Here is a 22,109-nt window from a genome sequence, read left to right on the forward strand (position 1 = left end):
GGCTCGGGGCCCATGAGCGATCGCGCTGACCTCCTCAGCTTCATCACCGCCAAGGCCGTCGTCCACGGCACGGTCACCCTGTCGTCCGGTATCCAGGCCGACTACTACGTCGATCTGCGCCGGGTCACCCTCGACGGCGACGCCGCCCCGGTCGTCGGCAGGGTCATGCTCGACGCCACCGCCGATCTCGGCTACGACGCGGTCGGCGGCCTCACCCTCGGCGCCGACCCGGTGGCGGCGGCCATGCTGCACGCGGCGGCGGCCCGCGGTCGGGCGCTCGACTCGTTCGTCGTCCGCAAGGAGGGCAAGGCGCACGGCCTGCAACGGCGCATCGAGGGCCCCGACGTCAAGGGGCGCCGGGTGCTCGCCGTCGAGGACACCTCGACCACCGGGGGCTCGGTGCTGACAGCGGTGGAGGCGCTGCGCGAGGAGGGCGCCGAGGTCGTGGGGGTGGCGGTGATCGTCGACCGCGGCGCGGGCGACGCGGTGGCACAGGCCGACCTGGAGTACCGCGCCGCGTTCACGCTGCCGGACCTGGGCCTCTGACCCGCGCCGCTGCCGGACCTGGGTCTCTGAACTGCGCCTCTGACCTGGATCTCCGGCCTGCGCCTCGGAGAGCCGCTAGCCGACCGTCTCGGTGTCGACCTTGAAGCTGTACCCGGGGTCCTTGTCCGACATGTCGCGCTCCTCGCCGTTGATGTAGACCTCGACCGCGCCGGGGTCGGCGATGGTGACGTCGAGCGTGGGCTGGGAGTAGGACGCGTACTGGCCCTGCCGCATGACGGTGTCGGTGACGACCTCACCGCCGGGGACGCGCACCTGGACGTGGGTGTCGTCGCCGACGACCTTGATGTAGAGGACCTTCATGTCGACCGTGGACTGCACGGTGGCGTCGTCGGCCGACCCCGGGGCGATCGGGACGACGGAGGCGCTGCCGCTGCCCGGTAACGAGCGGTAGAGGAAGAACGCCCCAAGGGCCACGAGGGTGATCAAGAGCACTACCGCGCCGACGATGGCCACGATCTGCCCAACGCCCCGAGGATCATTGCGATGCCTTCCCACGGAGCCGAATGTAGCGGTTGTCACTCCGACAATCGATGCACTCCGGGTGACGATCCGATTCGCCTCACCGGCATCATTACCCTACGCAATCGAACGAACGCGAAGCGTGCCGAAATCGCCACGTGTCCGCATACGCCGAGCCCGCGCCCGCCGCCGGCCCCCGCCCCGTATGTTGGTCTAGACCTCTACTCCGCGAGCACGGAATACTGGTCCCGTCCCCCGTACACACCGTCCAGTGACAGACTTGGCGGCACCGCGCCCTCAGGCGGCGCCGTCGCCACCCCAGGCAGAGCTAGGGAGCCATCACCATGCCTATCGCCACGCCAGAGGTCTACACGGAGATGCTGGGCCGCGCGAAGTCCCAGGGCTTCGCCTACCCCGCCATCAATGTGACCTCCAGCCAGACGCTCCATGCCGCGCTGCGCGGATTCGCGGAGGCTGAGAGCGACGGCATCATCCAGGTCTCCACGGGAGGCGCAGAGTTCCTCTCCGGCGCCACCATCAAGGACATGGTGGCCGGGTCGGTGGCGTTCGCCGAGTTCGCCAAGGTCGCGGCCGAGAGCTACCCCGTCAACATCGCCCTGCACACCGACCACTGCCCGAAGAACAAGCTCGACGGCTTCGTGCGCCCGCTCCTCGCCATCTCCAAGGAGCGCGTCGCCAAGGGCCAGGGGCCGCTGTTCCAGTCGCACATGTGGGACGGCTCGGCCGTCGAGCTGGAGGAGAACCTCCAGATCGCCGAAGAGCTGCTGGCGCTGTCCAAGGACGCCGGCACCATCCTCGAGATCGAGGTCGGCGTCGTCGGCGGCGAGGAGGACGGCGTCGTCGGGGAGATCAACGAGAAGCTCTACACCACGCCGGGCGACGCCCTGCGTACGGCCGAGGTGCTGGGCCTCGGCGAGAAGGGCTACTACATGACCGCCCTGACCTTCGGCAACGTGCACGGCGTGTACAAGCCGGGGCACGTCAAGCTGCGCCCCGAGGTCCTCAAGGAGGCCCAGGAGGCGGTCGGCGCGAAGTACGGCAAGGCCGGCCCGTTCGACTTCGTGTTCCACGGCGGCTCCGGGTCGACGGTCGAGGAGATCCACGCCGCCATCGACTACGGCGTCGTGAAGATGAACATCGACACCGACACCCAGTACGCCTACACCCGCCCGGTCGCCGAGCACTTCTTCAAGAACTACGACGGCGTCCTGAAGATCGACGGCGAGGTCGGCAACAAGAAGGCGTACGACCCGCGCGCCTACGGCAAGGCCGGCGAGGCCGGCATGGCCGCGCGCGTCGCCGAGGCCGCGCGGCAGCTCAAGTCCGCGGGCAACCGGATGAAGTAGCGGGGCCCGATTGCTGTCCCCGGTCCACCGTGTCAGGGCCGGGGCACAGATGTGTCCGGCCGCCGATTCCTTGGGCGGACGAAGCGGCCGGGCACTCTCTCCCCTCCTCACCCTCCTCGCGCACGCGCCGCCACCGCCGCGCTGTGCGCCCTCTCCCCTCATCCCGGCGTCCCACCGGCGCGATCTCCTGGCAGGATGAGGGCATGGACCTTTCCTCGAACCTCCTCGGCGAGCCGCCGGCCACCCGCCTGCCCGACAACGCCGAAGCGCGCGAGGCACTGGAGAAGGGCGCCGACCCTCAAGAGGTCGCCGCGAACTTCCCCGCCCACTCCGCGGCCTGGGCCGCCCTGGCGGCCCGCGCCTACGAATCGGGCGACCCCGTCGCCGCCTACGCCTACGCGCGCACCGGCTACCACCGCGGCCTGGACCAGCTCCGCCGCGCCGGGTGGAAGGGCCACGGGCCGATCCCCTGGGACCACGAGCCCAACCGCGGCTTCCTGCACGCCCTGCACCTGCTCGCCGCTGCGTCGGGCGCCATCGGTGAGGCCGAGGAGTACGAGCGCTGCTCGACCTTCCTGCGCGACAGCAGCCCCGAAGCCGCCGACGCGCTCGGCGACTGACCGGCGCCGCGCACACCGGGCGGGTCCGCGCACCCGCCCGGTCGGCGGCTGTGTCACCGGCCGCCCGCCGCAGACCCCGCTGCCGGCGCCTCTGACCTCTCGGCCTGGTCGTGTAGCCTCTATACGCAAGAGCCCCTGTCGTGATCTTGCGCCAGGGGTTCAGCCATGTGCGGCCGCCATCCACAGCCGTACCCGAGAGCGAAGTAGAGGTGGACGCCGATGCCTGCCATCACACTCGTGGGCGCCCAGTGGGGCGACGAGGGCAAGGGCAAGGCCACCGACCTTGTCGGCGGCCGGGTCGACTACGTCGTGCGCTACCAGGGCGGCAACAACGCCGGGCACACCGTGGTGATCGGCGACCAGAAGTACGCCCTGCACCTGCTGCCCTCGGGCATCCTCTCGCCCGGCGTGGTGCCGGTCATCGCCAACGGCGTGGTCATCGACCCCGGTGTGCTGTTCGAGGAGCTCAACGGCCTGAACGAGCGCGGCGTCGACACCTCCAAGCTGCTCATCTCGGCGAACGCGCACCTGATCATGCCCTACCACCGGGCGCTCGACAAGGTCAGCGAGCGGTTCCTCGGCAAGGGCCGCATCGGCACCACCGGGCGCGGCATCGGGCCCACCTACGCCGACAAGATCTCCCGGCAGGGCGTGCGCGTCCAGGACATGTTCGACGAAGGCATCCTCCGCAAGAAGGTCGAGCTCGCCCTCCACGACAAGAACCAGCTCCTCAGCAAGGTGTACAACCGCCGCGCGCTGGAGCTCGAACCCATCATGGAGGAGTTCCTCGGCTACGCCGAGCTGCTCCGCCCGCACGTGGCCGACACCTCCCTCGTCCTGAACAAGGCGCTCGATGCCGGCAAGACCGTCTACCTCGAAGGCTCCCAGGGCACCCTGCTCGACATCGACCACGGGACCTACCCGTTCGTCACCTCGTCCTCGCCCACCGCGGGCGGGGCCGCGACGGGCGCCGGCATCGGCCCCACGCGCATCACCAAGGTCGTCGGCATCGTGAAGGCCTACACCACCCGCGTCGGCTCGGGGCCGTTCCCCACCGAGCTCCTGGACGAGTCGGGCGACTGGCTGCGCACCCACGGCCACGAGTACGGCGTCACCACCGGGCGCAACCGCCGCTGCGGCTGGTTCGACGCCCCCATCGCCCGCTACGCCACCCGCGTCAACGGCATCACCGACTTCTTCCTGACAAAGCTCGACGTGCTCTCGGGGCTCGACCGGATCCCGGTGTGCGTGGGCTACGACGTCGACGGCGTGCGCCACGACGAGATCCCCATGACCCAGACCGACTTCCACCACGCGGTACCGGTCTACGAGTACCTCGACGGCTGGTCCGACGACATCACCTCGGCGCGGTCCTTCGACGCGCTTCCCAAGAACGCGCAGACCTACGTGCGTACTCTGGAGGAGATGTCCGGAGCACCCGTCTCCGCCATCGGAGTCGGCCCCGGCCGCGACCAGACCCTGGAGCTCCGCTCCCTCGTCTGATCCGCGCCGGGAACCCCCTGTCAGACACACAACCAACAAGGGTCCTCACGTGAAAGCCCTGGTCCTCGGCGGCGGCGGCCGCGAGCATGCCCTCGTCAGAGCGTTGTCCCTCGACCCCGGCGTCACCGGCCTGCACTGCGCTCCGGGGAACCCGGGCATCTCCGCGCTGGCGGAGAACCACGTCATCAACGTCACCGACGGCCTGGCGGTCACCCAGCTCGCCTCGCGCATCGGCGCCGAACTGGTCGTCATCGGGCCCGAGGCCCCCCTGGTGGCGGGGGTCTCCGACGAACTGCGGCGGCGCGGCATCCCCGTCTTCGGCCCCGACAGCGAGGCGGCCCGCCTCGAAGGGTCCAAGGCGTTCGCCAAGGAGGTCATGCAGGCCGCCGGTGTGCCCACCGCCCGGTTCCGGGTGTGCCGGTCCCCGTCGCAGGCCGCCGAGGCGCTGACCGAGTTCGGCCCGCCCTACGTGGTGAAGAACGACGGCCTGGCGGCCGGCAAGGGCGTGGTGGTCACCGACGACCGCGCAGTGGCAGAGCGCCACGCGCGCGAATGCGGCCGCGTGGTCATCGAGGAGTACCTCGACGGCCCCGAGGTGTCGCTGTTCGTCCTCAGCGACGGCGTGCACGCCGTCCCGCTGCTGCCGGCGCAGGACTTCAAGCGCGCCTACGACCGCGACGAAGGGCCCAACACCGGCGGCATGGGCGCCTACGCCCCCCTGCCGTGGATCCCCGCGGGCCTCGTCGACGACGTCATGGGCTCGGTGGTGCACCCCACCCTGCGCACCATGATGGACCGCGGTCTGCGCTACCAGGGCCTGCTGTACGTCGGCCTGGCCCTCACCTCGCGCGGCCCGAAGGTGGTGGAGTTCAACGCCCGGTTCGGCGACCCCGAGACCCAGGTGGTCCTCGACCGGCTCGCGTCGCCCATCGGCGGCCTGCTCCAGGCGGCCGACCTCGGCCAGCTCGGCCGCGCCGGCCCCCTCGAATGGCACCCGGGCGCGGCCGTCACCGTGGTCGTCGCCGCCGAGGGCTACCCCGGCGAACCGACAAAGGGCGACCTCATCGGCGGCCTCGACCATGCCGACGCCGTCGAGGGCGCCTACGTGCTGCACGCCGGCACGGCGTGGAGTGGCCTGCGCGACGTCAAGTCCGCCGGCGGCCGGGTGCTGAACATCGTCGGCACCGGCACCGACCTCGCCCAGGCCCGCGCCCGCGCCTACGAGGCGGCGTCCCGCATCGACCTCCGCGGCTCCCACCACCGCACCGACATCGCCGAGAAGGCCGCCGCCGACCAGACCTGACCCCCGGGCCCGCGGTGCCCAGCCATACCGGGGGAATCGTGAAGCCCGCGCGCGCCGCCGCTGCCAGTTGTACCGGCTTGTACTCGGCATCGGCCACCGCAGACGGGTGCGAGACCCATCGGGCGGGCAGCGAGGTGAGGATGCCGCCGATCCCGAATCGGGCTTCGACCACCGCGAACCGGTGCTCGGGCTCGCTGAGCCCTTCGGGCGGTTGGAAGGGGGGCACACTCCGGTAGTACACCGAGTCGATGTCCGCGAGTTCGATCGTGGCGTCGGGTGTGTCGATGCGACCTGCCCAGCCGTCTTCCGTCAGCATGGCACTCACGGTGGCGCGCTGGGGGAACCAGGAGAGGTCCAACCAAGACACGGAGCGCCCACGGCGCCGCACCGCCTCCGCAGCGCAATGCGCGTCCCCATCATCGGCGGCTGCGAGGGCCACGATCGTCCCGGCCACTAGTCGGTCACCGTCACCGTCTGGGTATCGCGTTCGATCTTGTTGTCGATGTTGTTCTCGGTCGGCCGCGTCTCGACCCGGTTCTCCGTCGGCTTCTCATGCTTGGCGCGCGCCACGGGGCGCGGGACCACCGCATGACCCATCCCCCACGGACGCTGCCTGGTGGGCTCGGCATCGGAGATCGGGACACGGCGTCCAGGAAGCCCGGTAGGAAAGCGGTCGCGGGAGGTGACCAGGAGGGACCGCGTGTATCCGGGAGCTGACCCCGGTGGAGGCGATGCAGTGGCAACAGTCCCCGCGGGAGGGGGTGTGGAGGGCTCATCAGGGCGACTGGTCACGGGGTCCTCCAGCACGTAGCTCAGGTGGTGCTCATTTCATTATTCCATTATTATTGGAATAATACAGTGATGCAGCGTAACCTCAAGTGAATTCAGAAACCCGCACCATGAAGACCTTCACATCAGACCCGCGATGGACGCACCTCCCGGGGTGAAGACATGCGACTGACTCGTATCGCTGGAGAATGTCCCGATGGCGTGACCTGCCCGACGGTATTTGCGACCGATCGCGCCAGCATCGTCGTTCAGGGCTACGAACTGGCCGCCGATGAACTGGCGAAGATCACCCTCCCCAGCGGGGAAACCGCTGTGGAGATCCCCGTTTCCCTCCTCAAGGAGGCCGCGCGTGCTTACAGCGACTGAACTGGGCGACTACATCGATACAAGGGCCACTCGTTCGATCTTCCGCTTGGAGTTGCTGGATCACTACGAGGTCGCCTCCGACGGCGGCGACTTCGCCCGGTACCTCAAGGGGGACGCGGCTCCCATGGCCGAGCGCAAGCGCCCGTGGCTGGCCAAGCTCGCGGCCGAACGCGAGGCGGGGATCCGCCGCCAACGGGTGCACGTCCTCTCGACGCCTCTGACCGCCTACCTCAGGTACGAGTGCGAATGGGGCTACGTGCCGAACGCAGCGGCCGGGGAGGAGATTCTGATCATCGACACAACCGAGGTAGACCAACCCGACGGGCTCGTCGACCACGACTTCTGGCTGATCGACGACAGCCACGCCATCACGATGCGCTACGACGAGAGCAGCAGGTTCGTCGGGGCCGAGCCCGTCGATGAACCGGACCGCTATCGGTGCGCCCGAGACGCCGCCGTCGCTATGGCGGAACCGTTCGCGAGCTGGTGGGCTCGTCATCCCGAAGAATGGAGAGACCAGCACCCCGTATGACGCAGTCTCCGACATCCGATGCCGGACGCGGCCCCGCGGACCGTGCCCGGCTGGCGCATGCCCTGCGCGCCGCACGGCGCCGACGCGGTCTCGGCGGGGTCGAGGCCGGGACGCACGCCGGCATGTCCCAGTCCAAGATCTCCAAGATCGAACGAGGGCTGCTCCTCCCCTCCGCCGACGACGTCGGCGCGCTCTGCCGCGTGTACGAGGTCGGCGCCGAACAGCGGGACGAACTCCTCGCCTTGGTGCGCGGTCTCCGGGAGGAGGCGTCGGCGCGGGTGATCATGTCGCGCGGTGTCGCCGGGTTCCAGCGGCGGGTAGAGCGGCTGGAAGCCGCCGCCTCCCTGGTGCGCGGCTTCCAGCCCACCATGGTCCCCGGCCTGGTGCAGACCCCGGCCTATGCGCGATGCGTGTTCGGGTCACCGGCAGGTGCGTCTCTGTCGCCCGAGGAGGTCGATGCGGCTGTTGCGGCGCGGGGCGACCGCAGGGAAGCGGTCGGCGACGGCCCGACACGGTTCCGGTTGGTGCTGACCGAGGGCGCGCTGCGATGGCATGCGGGGTCGCCCGCGATCATGGCCGACCAGGTCCAGGCGATCGCCGACGCCGCCTCCCTGGAGAATCTCGACGTCGGCCTGATCCCGTGGACGACACCGGTAGGGCTGTTCCCCCGGCACGGCTTCCACCTGTACGACGAGGACGCGGTCATCGTGGGCACCGAAACCGCCACGGCCACATTGACCGGCGACGCGGACATCGCCACGTACGTCGAGTTGTTCCGCGGTCTGGAAGAGATCGCGTCTTTCGGCGCAGCAGCGCACACGCACCTGGGCCGTATAGCGGACGAGTACCGCCGCCTGGCCGGCGGCTGAGGCCGAACGGCGCCGGTCCGGTCCGGCGTCCGCGTACCGCCGCGCGTTCTGCCCGGCGCACCTGCGAAAATGGGCGGGTGATCGAGCGTTACACCCTTCCCGAGATGGGGCGCGTCTTCGGCGACGCCCACAAGTACGAGCTCTGGTGCCAGGTCGAGACCCTGGTCATGGAGGCCCACGCGGCCGCGGGCACGATCCCGGCCGACTCCGTTGCGCCCGTCCGCCAGGCGCCGCCACCCACCCCGGAGCGGGTTCGGGAGATCGAGGAGGTCACCCAGCACGACGTCATCGCGTTCCTCACCGCGTGGGCCGACAACACCGAGCCCCGCGATGCGGCGAAGTGGGTCCACTTCGGTATGACCTCCTCCGACCTGCTCGACACCGCTCTCGCGGCGCAGCTGGTCGAGGCCACCGACATCCTGCTGGAGAAGGCCGACACCCTGGTGGCGGTGCTGCGCGACCACGCCATCGAGCACGCGGCCACCCTGCGGGTGGGCCGCACCCACGGCATCCACGGCGAGCCCGACGTCTGGGGGCACCGGGTGGCGGACTTCGCGTTCGGCATGGCCCGCTCCCGCGACCGGCTGCGGCGCGCCCGCGATGCCGTCGGCGTCATGGCGATCTCCGGGCCGGTCGGCACCTACTCCAACATCGACCCCGCGGTCGAAACCTACGTCGCGGAGCGGCTGGGCCTGCTCGCGGCCGACGTGTCCACCCAGGTGGTGCTGCGCGACGGCATCTCCGAGTGGGTGTCGGCGCTCGCCGTCATCGCCACGGTGTGCGAGGCCATCGCGATCGAGGTGCGGCACGGCCAGCGCACCGAGGTCCGCGAGCTGTGGGAGCCGTTCGGCAAGGGGCAGAAGGGTTCGAGTGCGATGCCGCACAAGAAGAACCCGATCATCTCCGAGCGGATCAGCGGCATGGCGCGCGTGGTCCGCGCCCAGATCGTGCCGGTCATGGAGGGCATCCCGCTGTGGCACGAGCGCGACATCTCGCACTCCTCCACCGAGCGCATCGCGCTGCCCGACGCCGCCATCGCGACCGACTACCTGCTCAACCTCACCACCCGGCTGATGAAGGGGCTGGTGGTCGACGCCGACCGGATGCGGGTGAACCTCGACTCCACGCACGGCCTCATCTACTCCTCGACCGTCGTCTCGGAGCTGATCGAGACCGGGCTGTCCCGCGAGGACGTCTACGCGCTGGTCCAGGCCGCGGCGATGCGCACCTGGGAGACCGAGACCCCGTTCCGGGAGACCCTGCGCGCCGGGGCGGCCGAACGGGGCGTGGCCCTCGACGAGGCCCGGCTCGACGAGGTGTGCCGCCCGGAGCGGTTCGTGCGGCGGCTCGCCCCGGTGTTCGACCGGCTGAAGTCGCTGTCCTGACCGTCAGCGGGGGCGGGCGGCGCCCGCCCCCGCGACCCGGCGTCAGAAGTACTTCGGGAACAGGTCGTGCGACGGCCACGAGCCGACTCCGCGGACGGCGTCCCACATGGCGCCGTCGATGCTGGTGTAGCTCAGCCCCGAGGGGTCGTCGCGCTGGTTGAACAGCACCGCCCAGCTCATGTTCTGCGAGGTCCGCACCAGCAGGGTGGAGGTTCCCGGCAGGCTGCCGGTGTGCCAGGTGTTGCGCCCGGTCCCGCCGGACACCGGGCGTACGTGCCAGCCCATGCCGTAGTAGGAGCCGCCGCTGCCGACCCCGGTCTCGGGGGTGGCGAAGGTCCGCTTGATCGCCGCGGCGTCGAGGACGCCGGAGTCGGCGGAGTCGAAGATCGACGCGAACCGCACCAGGTCGGCCGCCGAGGCCAGCCAGGCGCCGCCGGAGTCGCGGGTCTCCAGCCGGATCGTCCCGTAGGGCGCCGCGACCTTCGCGCCGGAGGGGTCGAGCACGGTGGTGCCCTTGTACTGCGAGAAATAGGGGACCTCGGTCGGCGCGGCCTGCTCCTTCAGCGAGCGCGCCAGGCGCATCCGGTCGATGCCGACCGGCTTCAAGACCTCGCGCTTGACGAACGCCTCGTAGGACTCCCCGGTGACCTTCTCGATGATCTGGCCGAGGAGCAGGTATCCGTAGTTGCTGTAGGCGTAGGCGGCGCCGGGCGCGTTGTCGAGGGCCTTGCCGGCGCCGTAGGTGACGACCTGCTTCTCGGAGACCGGCAGCTCGACACCGAGCACCTTGGCGACGTCGGCGTCCTTGGTGGTGATGTCGCCGGAAACATCGCGGTCCCAGCCGCCGAGGTGCTGGAGCAGGCGCTGCACGGTGATCTTGGGCAGCCGCGCGTCGGCGGTCTGGCCGGACGGCGGTTCGAGGTCGAGGATCTCGGTGACCGGGGTGGCGAGCTTCAGCTTGCCGCGCCGGACCAGGACGTTGACGGCCGCCGCTGTGACCGGCTTGGACAGGCTGGCGGTGCGGAACAGCGCGGTCGGGCCGAACCGCAGGGTGGGGTCGGCGGTCCACGCGTAGGAGCGCGCGAGGACGAGCCGCCCCTTGTAGGTGACGGCGATCTGGCCGCCGGGGATGTCGCGGTCCTGCATGAACTTCTTGAGCGTGGCGTCGAAGCCCTTCAGCGCGGGGACCGCGGTGCCGCCCATGTGCCAGGTGCGCGCCGCTGCCGGGGCCGGGGCGGCGACCGTTCCGGCGAGTGCGGTGCCGAGTCCCGCCGTCCCGGCCAGCTTGCCGAAACCGCGCCTGCTGAGTGCCATACGTAGACCGTCCATCCGTCCGTTCCGTGCCCTTTGGGGTCGCTCTGTGGCGAGAGGGACCAATGGTGTCAGACGTATCGGGCGCCGATCCGGTTCAACCGGTCCGCCGGTACGTCCGTCCACCCAGCTCAGTAGCATGGCTCCCGACCGGCGGGCGCCTCCGCGCGCCGCGCCCGGCCCGCGCCCCCGCCCTGGAGAGAGGCTCATGAGCGGTTTCGTCACCGCGCCCGTCCCCGCCGAGGTCCCCGGGCTCACCCACGTGCACACCGGCAAGGTCCGCGACCTCTACACCGACGCCGACGGTGCACTGGTGCTGGTCGCCAGCGACCGGGTCTCCGCCTACGACTGGGTGCTGCCGACCGAGATCCCCGGCAAGGGGCGGCTGCTGACCTCGCTGTCCCTGTGGTGGTTCGACCGGCTCGCCGACCTCGTGGGCCACCACGTGATCTCGACCGACCCGCCGCCCGGCGCCCCTGCCGACTGGGCCGGCCGCACCCTCGTCTGCCGGAACCTCGCGATGGTCCCGGTGGAGTGCGTGGCGCGCGGCTACCTCACCGGTTCGGGGCTCGCCGAGTACCGCGAGCGCGGGACCGTGTGCGAAGTCCCACTGCCGCCGGGGCTGACCGACGGGTCGCGGCTGGCCGAACCGGTGTTCACCCCCGCGCTCAAGGCCGAGGTCGGCGACCACGACGAGAACGTGTCCTTCGCGGCCGTCGCCGCCCGCCACGGCGCCGGCCTCGCCGCGGAGCTGCGCGACCGCACGCTCGCGATCTACGCGCGGGGCCGCGCCGTCGCCGAGGAGCGGGGCATCCTGCTCGCCGACACCAAGTTCGAGTTCGGGCACGACGCCGACGGCCGGCTGGTGCTCGCCGACGAGGTGCTCACCCCCGACTCCTCCCGGTTCTGGCCGGCCGAGGGCTGGGCGCCCGGCCGTCCGCAGCCGTCGTTCGACAAGCAGTACATCCGCGACTGGCTCACCTCGCCCGCTGCCGAGTGGGACCCCGCGGGCGGCGCGCCCCCGCCGCCGCTGCCCGCCGACGTGGTGGCGCGGACCCGCGAGAAGTACGTCGAGGCCTACGAACGGCTCACCGGGGAGCGCCCCGACCTCGGCTGACAAAACCGGCCCGGTGGTGGTGTGCCGCGGCGGTCCCAGGACGTACAGTGAGGATGTTCCCGCGGTGAAGGGGCTGCTCCCTGCGCGAAAGCACACCGGAAGCACCCGGTGCGCCCCGCACGCACAGTCGGCCGACCGTTCTCCGGCGGCGCCCTCCGACCCAATGGACCGACCGGGACGTCCGGGCGCCGCCCTCGTTGTTTCCGCAGGGCCGCCCGCCGCACGGCGGCCCGCCGACCGACACCCCCGCATCGCGCAGCGCGCCGAGCACAAGGCCCCCGCCGAGTCGCATTTTCGCAGTCCCGCACCAGCAGTACCGCACCAGGAAGGAGCTTGAGCGCATGAGCCAGGAGGTTCGCTACCGCGTCCGCGGCGGCCGTCCCCTGAACGGGACCGCATTCGTCCAGGGCGCGAAGAACGCCGTTCTGCCCATGATCGGCGCCGCTCTGCTCGCCTCGAAGGGGCGCACCGTCCTGCGCAACGTCCCCGACATCGAGGACGTCCACCGCGCGCTCGACCTCGCCGAGCACATCGGCGCCAGGACCGAGTTCCACGTCGCCGAGCGCACGATCGTCATCGACGCCTCCGAGATCGGCGACCCCGAGCGCGCCGTGCTGCCGGCCGATATCGCCTCCCGGTTCCGCGGCTCCGTTCTCTTCGTGCCCGCGCTGATGCACCGCATGGGCCACGCCCGCATCGAGGGCGTGGGCGGCTGCAACCTCGGCAGCCGCAACCTCGACTTCCACTACCGCGGCTTCGCGCGCCTGGGCGCCGAGGTCACCGAGGACGAGGACCGCAACCACATCACCGTCGAGGCGGGCAACCTCAGGGGCGGCCACCTCTACCTCGACACGCCCTCGCACACCGGCACCGAGAACCTGATCATGGCGGCGGCGCTGGCGCCAGGGACCACGGTCATCGACCACGTCGCGCTGGAGCCCGAGGTGCTGGACGTCATCCGGTTCCTCACCCGCATGGGCGCGCAGATCCACGGCGGCGGCACCGGCCACATCACCGTCACCGGTGTCGAGGAGCTCACGGCCGTCGAGCACACGATCATGTCCGACCGGATCGACGCCGGCGTGTTCGCGATGATGGCTGCCGCCACCGGCGGCGACGTCAGCCTCGTCGGCGCGAAACTGGAGCACCTGGGCGTCGCGCGCTGGAAGATGGAGCAGATGGGCGTGCAGTTCGCCCAGCAGGGCGCCGTGCTGCACGTCCACCGCGACCCCGCGGTGCCGCTGCGTCCGATCAACGCGGTGACCTCCCCGTACCCCGGATTCGCCACCGACCTCCAGTCGCCGCTCATGGCGCTGGCGACCCTCGCCGAGGGCGAGAGCTACATCCACGAGGCCATCTACGACGGCCGGTTCGCGCTGGTCGACGAGTTGACCAAGATGGGGGCCAAGATCGAGGTCGACGGCACCCGCGTCATCGTCTACGGGCCCACCGAGCTGATCGGCGCCGACGTCGTCGCCCACGACCTCCGCAGCGGTGCGGCCGTCGTGCTGGCCGGGCTGGTCGCCGAGGGCGAGACCGTCGTGTCCCCCGGCTACCCGGTCGACCGCGGTCACTCTCAGTTCGGAACGCGCCTTGCCGCGCTCGGTGCCGACATCGTGCGCGAGGAAACCGCCTAGTACCCGAACGTCCAGTTCATGCCGGGCGGACGCACGAACATCCGCCCGGCTGTTCGACGTTCTGCGGGAAACGATCTTCATAGGCCCCGCACAATGGGTACGATCTCGGCAACCATGCCGTGACGAAGAACCGGGTCGGGGACCAGTGGGCGCACATAGTGAAGAGCGTGAAGTGGTAGCGGGGAGCAGCCCGAGGTGAGTGCGCAGCGTACTGGCGATTTGACAATTGGTGTCATTGGGCCGCATGAGGTCGTCGAGCGGGTCATGCTGATGGGCCCCGGGTCCACGGGACCCCTGAACGCCAGACTCATCGCCGCCGCGTATCGAGACGAGCAAGAGGCCACCGACAAGGTTCTGCGGCTCGGGTCCGCGATCGACGCCTACCTGTTCGCGAGCCCGGTCCCCTACGAGTACGCGCGTAAGGCCGGGGTGCTGACCATGCCGGCCACCTACGTCCCGCTCGGCGGGGCCAGCCTGCACGAGGCGCTGCTGCGGGCCACGCTCGACGACCGGTTCGACCCCACGCGCGCGAGCCTGGACGTGCTCGGCCGCACCGATGTGGTCGAGGCGTACTCCGAGGTGGACCTCCCCGTCGACGGCATCCAGGTCCACGAGGAGCTGCTGAGCACCGGCCAGCTCACGTCCTTCCACGAGGGGCTGTGGCGGCGCAAGGCCACCAAGATGGCCATCACCTGCGTGCGCGGGGTCGCCGAGCGGCTCGACGCCATCGGGGTGCCGACGATCCGGCTGCGGCCCACCAACTCCGGCGTGCGCAGCGCCCTCCAGACCGCCGGCCTGCTCGGCGCGCACCACCGGCTGGAGGAGGCCCAGCTCGGGGTGGTGGTCGTGGACGTCCCGACCCTGCGCGACTCCACTCGGCGCTCGACACCCCGCTACTGGCGCGACGAGCTGCGGCTGTCGCTGCACCGGCTGCTGCTCCAGGAGGCGCACCGCATCAACGCCACGGCGCACCCGGTCGACGACCACACGTTCATGATCACCGCCACGCGGGGGTCGCTCGTCGCGGCGACCGAGGGCTTCCGGCAGCCGCCGTTCGTCGAGCGCATCAAGACCGAGCTCGGCATCGCCATCGAGGTCGGCATCGGCATGGGCCGCACGACCCAGGACGCCGAAGCGCACGCCCGTGCGGCGCTGAACCGGGCACAGGCGAGCCGCCAGAGCTTCGCCGTCGACCGCGAAGGCCGCTCCCTTGTCCCGGCGCAGCGCGCGCCACAGCGGCCCGGGGGCGCCGAGCCGCTGCGCACCAAGGGGCGCGAGACCCTGCTTCGGCTGTCGGAGAAGATCGCCGAGGAGGAGGCGCCGCTGGTGGTCGACGCCGAGAACGCCGGCCGCATGCTCGGAGTCACCCCGCGCACGGCGCGGCGGCTGCTGCGGACCCTTGTCGAAGAGGGACTTGCGTGGCCGCTGCCGCCCAACCGCACGCTGCAACCGGGGCGGCCGCGCCAGCTCTACCGGCTGATCGTCGAGAAGCTCGACCGCGCGGTCAAGTAGCCCGGCGGACGGACCGGGAGCGGGCGATCGGGTAGTCCGGCGGACGGTCCGGGGCGGTCGAGCGGCCCGGCGGCCGGGCTATGCGGGCCCGCCCGGTCAGTTGCGCCCGGGGAACTCGACGGCGACCGCGAGGAACGCGTCGTTGTCGTCGGGCGCGCCGATGCTGACGCGCGCGCCCTCGCCCGCGAACGGGCGGACCGCCACCCCGGCGCGCTCGCACGCCGCCGCGAAGTCCATGGTCTGCTCGCCGAGGCGCAGCCAGACGAAGTTGGCCTCGGTGTGCGGGACCGACCAGCCGTCGGCGAGCAGGGCGTCGCGGACCCGCTCGCGCTCCTTGACGGTCGCCTCGACGCGTTCCAGCAGCTCGTCCTCTGCCGCGAGCGACGCGATCGCCGCCGACTGGGCGAGGTGGTTGACGGCGAACGGCACCATCGTCTTGCGGACGGCCTCGGCGACGTGCGGGTGCCCGATGAGGAACCCGACGCGCAGCGCTGCGAGGCCGTAGGCCTTGGAGAAGGTGCGCAGGACCGCGACGTTGGGGCGGTCGCGGTACAGCCGGAGGCCGTCGGGGACGTCGGTGTCGCGCACGTACTCGCGGTACGCCTCGTCGAGGACGACCAGGACGTGGTCGGGGACCCGGTCGAGGAACGCGGTCAGCTCGGATTCGCGGACCACGGTGCCGGTGGGGTTGTTGGGGTTGCACACGAACACGAGCCGGGTGCGGTCGGTGATGGCGGCGGCGATCGCGTCGAGGTCGTGCACCTCGTCGCGCAGCGGCACCTCGACCGCTGTGGCGCCGGACAGCCCGGCGAGCAGCGGATAGGCCTCGAACGAGCGCCAGGCGTAGCAGACCTCGGCCCCGGGCTCGGCGGCGGTCTCCAGCAGCTGCTGGAGGACGCCGACGGATCCGGCGCCCACGGCCACGTGGTCGGCAGGGACGCCGAAGCGCCCGGCGATGGCCTCGGTCAGCTCGGTGGCGCCGCTGTCGGGGTACCGGTTGAGCTCGGCCGCCGCGGCGGCGACCGCCTCGCGTACCGCCGGGAGCGGGCCGTACGGCGACTCGTTGGAGGAGAGCTTCGCCGACCGGCCGCCGGGCCCTTCGACCTTGCGCCCGGGCCGGTACGGCGGGATCGACCCGAGTACGGACCTGAAATATGGCGAAATCCGCTCCGACACCGCTGTCCTTCCTCGATACTCGAACCTTAGGCACTCAGTGCGACCGTTGAGCTACACACAGCTAACACGCCTGCTGATCCCGACCGAGTACCCCAGCCGCAATATCGCACAGAACAGGAAGCAGCACCATGGAGCACCCCCGCAAGCCACGCACAGCGACCACACTCGCACTGAGCGCCGTCGTACTCGCCGCACTCGCGGGGTGCGGGTCCGGCGGAGTGCAGGGCGCAGGGGTCACGGCCACCGACCTCGGCGAGGCGCAGCTCACCGAGTTCAGCGGCACCAAGCCCGTCCCGGACCAGACCGAGTCGGGCGCCTACGCGAAGCTCGACACCGTGCAGCAGACCGAGAAGCTGCGCGAGGCCACCACCCTCGACAAGCCCGCCTGCCTGGACGCCGTGAACCAGTGGGGCGGCCTGAAGGAGGTGCGCTCGGCACCCACCTCGCTGGCGACCTTCTCCACGGGGCGCACCACCATCACGCACATGCTGGTCCACCTGCCCGGCGAGCCGGCGAAGAAGGCGCTCGACATCAACCCCCCTAAGGACTGCTCGGCCTACCAGTCGACCTCGGCCAACGGCACGAAGAGCACCTACTCGATGCGGACGCTGGACCTGCCCACCTTCGGCGAGGAGTCCCGGGCCTTCCTGGTGGAGACCAAGGTCGGGAAGCAGCGCGTCAAGATGTACAACCTGGTCTACCGCCACGGCGAGTACCTCGGCACGACCACCGTCCTGGGCCCGGAGGACGCCGAGGAGATGCTGCGCGAGTTCACCGAGGCCGCCGTCGAGCGCGAGTCCGAGGTGCTGTCCTGACGGGGTTCCGGCCACGGGATCCCCGCACGCCGCCCGTGCGCCACCGCCTGCGTGACCCCGTGTGCGAGCGCCTGCACCGCCGCGTGTACGACCGCTTGCGCGACCCCGTGCGCCCTGCGACCCGCGCGGCACGCACGGTGAGCCGCGGACTGGCGCACACCGTCCCAATGCCCTACAGTCGTCCTTGTCGAACAAGCGTTCGACGAGGGAGGGGAGTATGGCCATTGCAGCACTCGCCGCCGGCCCTTCGGCGGCGAGGCCAGCGAGGGAGGGGCGTGTCCCCCACACACGCTCGCACGACCGCCGGGCGCTGCGCGGCCTCGACTGGGCGGCGCGCTCGTCTGCGGCTTTCTACCGATCTCTAGAGGCGGCACTAGAGAGCCGTATAGAGTCCAATGCCATGGACCCCGTGCGCAACCCCTACGCCCCGGGCGCGGGCCAGCGCCCGCCCGAGCTCGCCGGCCGCGAGCGCGAGGTCCAGCAGTTCGAAGTCGTCCTCGAACGCGTGGCGCGCGGCCGCCCCGAGCGCAGCATGGTCCTCACCGGGCTCCGCGGCGTGGGCAAGACCGTCATGCTCAACACCTTCCGCTCCCTCGCCATCCAGCGCATGTGGGGCACCGGCAAGATCGAGGCCCGGCCCGACCAGTCCATCCGGCGCCCGGTCGCCGCGGCGCTGCACATGGCGCTGCGCGAACTCGCGCCGCGGCACCGGGCGCCCGAGCGCATCGAGCACGTGCTCGGCGTGCTCAAGGCGTTCGCCCAGGCGGCCCCCGAGTCCGCCGGCAAAGGCGGCAAGGGCGGTCCGCGCTGGCAGCCGGGCATCGAGGCGCCGGCGGTGCGCGGCCGGGCCGATTCCGGTGACCTGGAGATCGACCTCGTCGAGCTGTTCGTCGACGCCTCGTCCATCGCCACCGACCTCGGTGTCGGCGTCGCCGTCTTCATCGACGAGATGCAGGACGTCCCGCCTGACGACATCTCCGCGCTGTGCACGGCCTGCCACGAACTCTCCCAGGTCGGCGGGCCGCTCATCGTCGTGGGCGCCGGGCTGCCGCACCTGCCGGCCGTGCTCTCCGCCAGCAAGAGCTACTCCGAGCGCCTGTTCCGCTATACGCGCATCGACCGCCTGGCCCGCAGCGCGGCCGACCACGCCCTCACCGCACCGGCGCTGCTCGAGAACGTCGGCTTCGAGCCCGACGCCTTGCAAGCCCTCTACGACGCCTCCGACGGCTATCCCTACTTCGTCCAGGCGTACGGCAAGGTCACCTGGGACCTCGCCCTGCACAGCCCCATCACCGCCGAGGACGTCAAGGTCGCCGCGCCCGAGGCCGAGGAGGAGCTGGCGGTGGGCTTCTTCGGCAGCCGGTTCGAGCGCGCCACCCCCGCCGAGCGCGACTACATGCGCGCCATGGCCGCGCTGGGCGACGACCCCGTCGCCACCACCGAGGTCGCCGCGTCACTGGGCCGCCGCCCGTCCAGCCTCTCCCCCGCGCGCGACAGCCTCATCAAGAAGGGGCTCATCTACAGCGCCGAGCGCGGCCAGATCGCCTTCACCGTCCCCCACTTCGGCGACTTCCTCCGCCGCCGCCCCGAGTAGCGGCCCCTACCACCAACCGGTGCGGTTGATGGTCTCCGAACACGAGGGGGGCTGCGAGGGAGCGAGCACGCACGCGCGGAAGGCACGGGCACTACTGGAGGAGGTGGGCGCCCCCCAGGTATGAGCGGTACCGCCCGTCAGATACTTCGTGGCGGCCTCGTCGCGCACACGGTCGCCGTTGGTGTCCACCTCGAAGACGAGACTGTAGCCCTGCCGCGGATTCAGAATGCGCCCCCAGCCGTGCTGGCGCCCCTGATAATTGCCGTAGCGAACCTGGACGGTGCCGACCGTCGTCCCCGTCGACGCGGCGGTCTGCCGGTTGGTGGTGGCCAGGACCTGGCTCTCGTTGATCCACGTCAGGGCGGAGGTTTCGGGGGTGGGGCCGGCCGAGGCGGGCGCCGCGACGGCGATCATCCCCGCGCTCATGGAAATCGATGCGAGAGCGATTGCCGCGATCTTCTGCCACATTTCAATGCTCCAATCGAAATTTGCTTCATAGTTCGCCGACGGCACAAAAAAGAGCAACGGATTTCCGGTGTCCTGATCCGGCCGGAGGCCCCTGCTGCGGCGGTGACGGCCGGGGGCACACAGAGCGGCCAGCGTGGCGCCACCGCCGCGGACCCCGACGGGCGCGACGGCCGAGTCCGGCCACGACCGCGAATGCGCGAATCGCGCTTTCTACCGTCCTCTAGCAGCATTCCTAGAATCAGCTATACATCGCCATAACCCCGGCCCGGCGCTCGCGCCCGGCGCCCCGTGGCCCCCTCGGCACCCCCGGCGTCCCGTTTGTCAGGAATTAGGGCTGGACAGGGCCACCGATTACACCGTCCGTGCAAGGCTGATGAACGCGCGATGACCAGCCCGAGCAGGCATGGTGAGCAGGGACGGCACGCGCCCGAGAGCGCGGAACGGTGATCGTGTGGCTGGTGCAGGGAGTCCGACCAGGTACGAGGAGTTCTCTCGCTATGTCGAGGACCGCGGCGCGGTGCTCCTGCGCATCGCCCGATCGCTCACCAAGAACCACGCCGACGCCGAGGACCTCTTGCAGGCGGCCCTGGTCAAGACCTTCTTCGCATGGGAGCGCATCAGCAGCCCCAACGCACGCGACGGCTACGTCCGCCGGGCCATGGTGAACACCCAGATCTCGGAGTGGCGGCGCAGGCGCCTCGACGTCTTCCCCACCGACGAGATCCCCGAGCAGCGGGTCGACGACCTCACCTGGCAGACCGACCTCGCCGACGTCGTCGGCCGCGCGATCGGCAGGCTGCCCGACCGGCAGCGCATCACGGTGGTCCTGCGCTACTACGAGGACCTCACAGAGGCCGAGGTCGCCGAACGCCTCGGTGTGAGCGTCGGCACCGTGAAGAGCACGGTCTCCCGCGCGGTCGGCAAACTCCGCCACGACGCCGACCTCGCCATCGAGCGCGCCACCACCTGACCGCATTTCGTTTTGCGCTGCGAGCACGGGTCTCGTACGCTTGGCCCAGCCAGGAGGATTCGCCTAGTCCGGTCGATGGCGCCGCACTGCTAATGCGGTTGAGTGGCAACGCTCTCCGGGGTTCAAATCCCCGATCCTCCGCAGTTCGCGAGGGGTCTCTCATTGAACGAGGGGCCCCTTTCGTGTGCTCCCGATGGCTGTGTGAGCGCGGCGTGAGTGCCATGGGTTCGAGCCAAGCCCAGGGCGGCCGTGGGCCATGCCGGGAACTCGACGGGGCCGGGGCCGAAGAAGTCGATCGTGGACCAGCACCGCCCGTCACCGACCGGTCCGCCCCCGGACTCCGGGTGCCTCGCACGCCTCGGCGAAGAGCGGGCCCGTTCCCCGCAGTGCCCATCTCAAGGGCCCGCGGGGAGGCGTCCGAGCCCGCCATGACTGCGCTCTGTGGGTGATGTGCCGCCCGATAGGCGCTCGAAGGCCGTCGGACCGCTGCGTTCCCGCGTGCCGCCGGAGCCGTGTCATCCGTACTGGCGACACTCTCCGGTGAAGACCGCGGCCAGCTCGGCGTCGATGACCGCTGACGTGAACTCCGCCGCCGACAGCCCGTCAACCCCGGCGGGGTCGCGGTAGACCTGCATCGCCAGCCCTTCGACCACAGCGGTGAGGCGAGCCGCGGCGGGCCCGGGGGCGACGTCCTCGGCGACCTCGCCGCACTCCATCCCGTTGCGGATGGCGCGGGCGGCGTCCGCCCGCAGCGCGTGCGCGGTCTCGATGTCGACCCGGGCGAGAGCGGGCGCGTCCAGCGCCCGTCCCGCGAAGGCCCGTGCGACGCGGAACTCCGTGCGGCGGACCTCGTCGAGGGGGACGAGTTCTGCCATCGCCTCGGCCATGATGCGCGCGATGGGGCGCCGGTGCGCCGTCCCCTCCTGCGCGTGCGCGCCGATCCTGCCGCGGATCCGCGCGTCCACCTCCGTGAAGGCGTGCAGGAGCATGGCGTCCTTGGTGCGGAAGTAGTGCTGGACCAGGCCGACGGACATGCCCGCCGTTGCGGCCGTCCGCGCGACGGTCACGGCGTCGAGGCCGTGTTCGGCGATGAGCGCGCAGACGGCATCGGCGATCTGGCGGCGGCGCTGGTCGTGGTCCGCGGTCCTGGGCACTTGATAACCGTATCAGGATATGGTTAATGTAATACGTCCATACGGTTATTCGCTCCGTCCCGAAGGTCGCCCATGCCGCCCCTCCCCCTCCTCGTCCGGTGCGCCGCCGCATGCGCGGCCGTGCTGCTCTGCCTCGGAAGCGGCCCGCCGGCCGCAGCCGAGGAACCCGCTGCGGACTCCGGCCGGTACGCGGACATCGACCGGTACGTGCGCGGCCGGATGGCGGAGATGGGCACGCCGGGCCTGGCCTACGCCGTGGTCGGCCCCGACGGTCCGCTGCACCGGCGAGCCTGGGGGACGGACGGGCGCGGCGACCCCGTCACGCCCGAGACCCCGTTCCTGTGGGGGTCGGTGGCCAAGCCCGTCGCCGCCACCGCCGTCATGGCACTGGTCGAGCAGGGCCCACTCGACCTGGACGACCCGGTCACCGAATGGGTCCCCGAATTCGCCTTCGGCGGCCCCGGCCACGCGTCCCGGGTGACGGTGCGCCACCTCCTCAGCCAGACCTCCGGCCTGCCGGAGGAGTCGGCCGTCGCGGTCGCCGACTGCGACGGCGACCGGTGCCCCCGGCCCGCGGAGCGGGTCGAGGCCCTGG

At 71.1% G+C, this 22,109-nt stretch carries 22 protein-coding genes, 1 tRNA gene and 1 pseudogene; 17 read left to right on the top strand and 7 right to left on the bottom strand.

Annotated elements, in window-relative coordinates; translation table 11 throughout:
- Nucleotides 1-12 precede the first annotated feature (12 nt).
- Entirely contained in the window at nt 13-546 is a 534-nt protein-coding gene (gene pyrE, locus CLV63_RS17880) for an orotate phosphoribosyltransferase (protein ID WP_106584271.1), read from the top strand.
- Between the two features lie 75 nt (nt 547-621).
- On the opposite strand, the gene CLV63_RS17885 is transcribed toward pyrE, so the two are convergent.
- Nucleotides 622-999 (bottom strand): RodZ domain-containing protein, encoded by a 378-nt coding sequence (locus CLV63_RS17885; protein WP_342751416.1) that lies wholly within the window; start codon nt 997-999, stop codon nt 622-624.
- A 371-nt stretch (nt 1,000-1,370) separates the two neighbouring features.
- Here CLV63_RS17885 and fbaA point away from each other — a divergent pair, with 371 nt between their 5' ends.
- The 4 genes from fbaA to purD all read left to right on the top strand — a co-directional run bounded on the left by fbaA (nt 1,371) and on the right by purD (nt 5,819).
- The gene (gene fbaA / locus CLV63_RS17890) at nt 1,371-2,393 is read left to right on the top strand and encodes a class II fructose-bisphosphate aldolase (protein WP_106584273.1); all 1,023 of its coding nucleotides are present in this window, start codon (nt 1,371-1,373) and stop codon (nt 2,391-2,393) included.
- A gap of 203 nt (nt 2,394-2,596) precedes the next feature.
- A complete protein-coding gene (locus CLV63_RS17895) occupies nt 2,597-3,013 on the top strand; it encodes a DUF3151 domain-containing protein (RefSeq protein ID WP_106584274.1) in 417 nt (138 codons plus the stop codon).
- Nucleotides 3,014-3,232: 219 nt separating this feature from the next.
- Nucleotides 3,233-4,516, top strand: coding sequence for an adenylosuccinate synthase (locus CLV63_RS17900; RefSeq protein ID WP_106584275.1), 1,284 nt, complete (start codon nt 3,233-3,235; stop codon nt 4,514-4,516).
- Between the two features lie 49 nt (nt 4,517-4,565).
- Nucleotides 4,566-5,819, top strand: a complete 1,254-nt coding sequence (gene purD / locus CLV63_RS17905; protein ID WP_106584276.1) for a phosphoribosylamine--glycine ligase — start codon at nt 4,566-4,568, stop codon at nt 5,817-5,819.
- 112 nt (nt 5,820-5,931) lie between these two features.
- On the opposite strand, the pseudogene CLV63_RS35260 reads toward purD, so the two are convergent.
- Together CLV63_RS35260 and CLV63_RS33610 are read right to left on the bottom strand one after the other, a co-directional pair.
- Nucleotides 5,932-6,273: pseudogene (locus CLV63_RS35260) on the bottom strand (MvdC/MvdD family ATP grasp protein); the annotation flags it as partial.
- Nucleotides 6,273-6,416: a hypothetical protein gene (locus tag CLV63_RS33610; protein WP_170134254.1), complete on the bottom strand. Its 144-nt coding sequence runs from the start codon at nt 6,414-6,416 to the stop codon at nt 6,273-6,275. The gene CLV63_RS33610 and the pseudogene CLV63_RS35260, both read right to left, overlap by 1 nt.
- A 354-nt stretch (nt 6,417-6,770) precedes the next feature.
- Between CLV63_RS33610 and CLV63_RS17910 the strand changes: the two genes are divergently transcribed.
- The 4 genes from CLV63_RS17910 (at nt 6,771) to purB (ending at nt 9,760) form a co-directional block, all read left to right on the top strand.
- On the top strand, nt 6,771-6,974 hold the full coding sequence (locus CLV63_RS17910) for a hypothetical protein (RefSeq protein WP_106584277.1): 204 nt from the start codon (nt 6,771-6,773) through the stop codon (nt 6,972-6,974).
- A complete protein-coding gene (locus tag CLV63_RS17915) occupies nt 6,958-7,506 on the top strand; it encodes a DUF6879 family protein (protein WP_106584278.1) in 549 nt (182 codons plus the stop codon). The genes CLV63_RS17910 and CLV63_RS17915 overlap by 17 nt, the downstream gene beginning before the upstream one ends.
- Nucleotides 7,503-8,375 (top strand): helix-turn-helix domain-containing protein, encoded by an 873-nt coding sequence (locus CLV63_RS17920; protein ID WP_106584279.1) that lies wholly within the window; start codon nt 7,503-7,505, stop codon nt 8,373-8,375. Before CLV63_RS17915 ends, CLV63_RS17920 begins: the two co-directional genes overlap by 4 nt.
- A 77-nt stretch (nt 8,376-8,452) precedes the next feature.
- On the top strand, nt 8,453-9,760 hold the full coding sequence (purB, locus tag CLV63_RS17925) for an adenylosuccinate lyase (protein ID WP_106584280.1): 1,308 nt from the start codon (nt 8,453-8,455) through the stop codon (nt 9,758-9,760).
- A 42-nt stretch (nt 9,761-9,802) separates the two neighbouring features.
- On the opposite strand, the gene CLV63_RS17930 is transcribed toward purB, so the two are convergent.
- Nucleotides 9,803-11,074 (bottom strand): serine hydrolase domain-containing protein, encoded by a 1,272-nt coding sequence (locus CLV63_RS17930; RefSeq protein WP_106584281.1) that lies wholly within the window; start codon nt 11,072-11,074, stop codon nt 9,803-9,805.
- A gap of 205 nt (nt 11,075-11,279) precedes the next feature.
- Between CLV63_RS17930 and CLV63_RS17935 the strand changes: the two genes are divergently transcribed.
- From CLV63_RS17935 to CLV63_RS17945, 3 genes are all read left to right on the top strand, one after another.
- Entirely contained in the window at nt 11,280-12,188 is a 909-nt protein-coding gene (locus CLV63_RS17935; protein WP_106584282.1) for a phosphoribosylaminoimidazolesuccinocarboxamide synthase, read from the top strand.
- A gap of 341 nt (nt 12,189-12,529) precedes the next feature.
- On the top strand, nt 12,530-13,825 hold the full coding sequence (gene murA, locus CLV63_RS17940) for a UDP-N-acetylglucosamine 1-carboxyvinyltransferase (protein ID WP_106584283.1): 1,296 nt from the start codon (nt 12,530-12,532) through the stop codon (nt 13,823-13,825).
- A 264-nt stretch (nt 13,826-14,089) separates the two neighbouring features.
- Nucleotides 14,090-15,337, top strand: a complete 1,248-nt coding sequence (locus CLV63_RS17945) for a transcriptional regulator (RefSeq protein ID WP_106584284.1) — start codon at nt 14,090-14,092, stop codon at nt 15,335-15,337.
- Between the two features lie 96 nt (nt 15,338-15,433).
- Here CLV63_RS17945 and hisC read toward each other — a convergent pair whose 3' ends face one another.
- A complete protein-coding gene (gene hisC / locus CLV63_RS17950; protein ID WP_106584285.1) occupies nt 15,434-16,513 on the bottom strand; it encodes a histidinol-phosphate transaminase in 1,080 nt (359 codons plus the stop codon).
- A 128-nt stretch (nt 16,514-16,641) separates the two neighbouring features.
- Here hisC and CLV63_RS17955 point away from each other — a divergent pair, with 128 nt between their 5' ends.
- Together CLV63_RS17955 and CLV63_RS17960 are read left to right on the top strand one after the other, a co-directional pair.
- Nucleotides 16,642-17,328, top strand: coding sequence for a hypothetical protein (locus tag CLV63_RS17955; RefSeq protein ID WP_106584286.1), 687 nt, complete (start codon nt 16,642-16,644; stop codon nt 17,326-17,328).
- Nucleotides 17,329-17,728: 400 nt separating this feature from the next.
- The gene (locus tag CLV63_RS17960) at nt 17,729-18,922 is read left to right on the top strand and encodes an ATP-binding protein (RefSeq protein ID WP_106584287.1); all 1,194 of its coding nucleotides are present in this window, start codon (nt 17,729-17,731) and stop codon (nt 18,920-18,922) included.
- Nucleotides 18,923-18,928: 6 nt separating this feature from the next.
- Here the strand turns inward: CLV63_RS17960 and CLV63_RS17965 are convergent, their stop codons facing one another.
- Entirely contained in the window at nt 18,929-19,390 is a 462-nt protein-coding gene (locus tag CLV63_RS17965; protein ID WP_106584288.1) for a hypothetical protein, read from the bottom strand.
- 451 nt (nt 19,391-19,841) lie between these two features.
- On the opposite strand from CLV63_RS17965, the gene CLV63_RS17970 reads away from it, so the two are divergent.
- A complete protein-coding gene (locus CLV63_RS17970; protein WP_245928886.1) occupies nt 19,842-20,360 on the top strand; it encodes a SigE family RNA polymerase sigma factor in 519 nt (172 codons plus the stop codon).
- Nucleotides 20,361-20,412: 52 nt separating this feature from the next.
- Nucleotides 20,413-20,501: transfer RNA gene (locus CLV63_RS17975), tRNA-Ser, on the top strand.
- A gap of 374 nt (nt 20,502-20,875) precedes the next feature.
- Here CLV63_RS17975 and CLV63_RS17980 read toward each other — a convergent pair.
- A complete protein-coding gene (locus tag CLV63_RS17980) occupies nt 20,876-21,514 on the bottom strand; it encodes a TetR/AcrR family transcriptional regulator (RefSeq protein WP_106584290.1) in 639 nt (212 codons plus the stop codon).
- A gap of 72 nt (nt 21,515-21,586) precedes the next feature.
- On the opposite strand from CLV63_RS17980, the gene CLV63_RS17985 reads away from it, so the two are divergent.
- Nucleotides 21,587-22,109: serine hydrolase domain-containing protein (locus CLV63_RS17985; protein WP_146165595.1), on the top strand; the 523-nt coding region annotated here is incomplete at its 3' end.

The organism is Murinocardiopsis flavida (assembly GCF_003014485.1).
Classification (GTDB): Bacteria; Actinomycetota; Actinomycetes; order Streptosporangiales; family Streptosporangiaceae; genus Murinocardiopsis; species Murinocardiopsis flavida.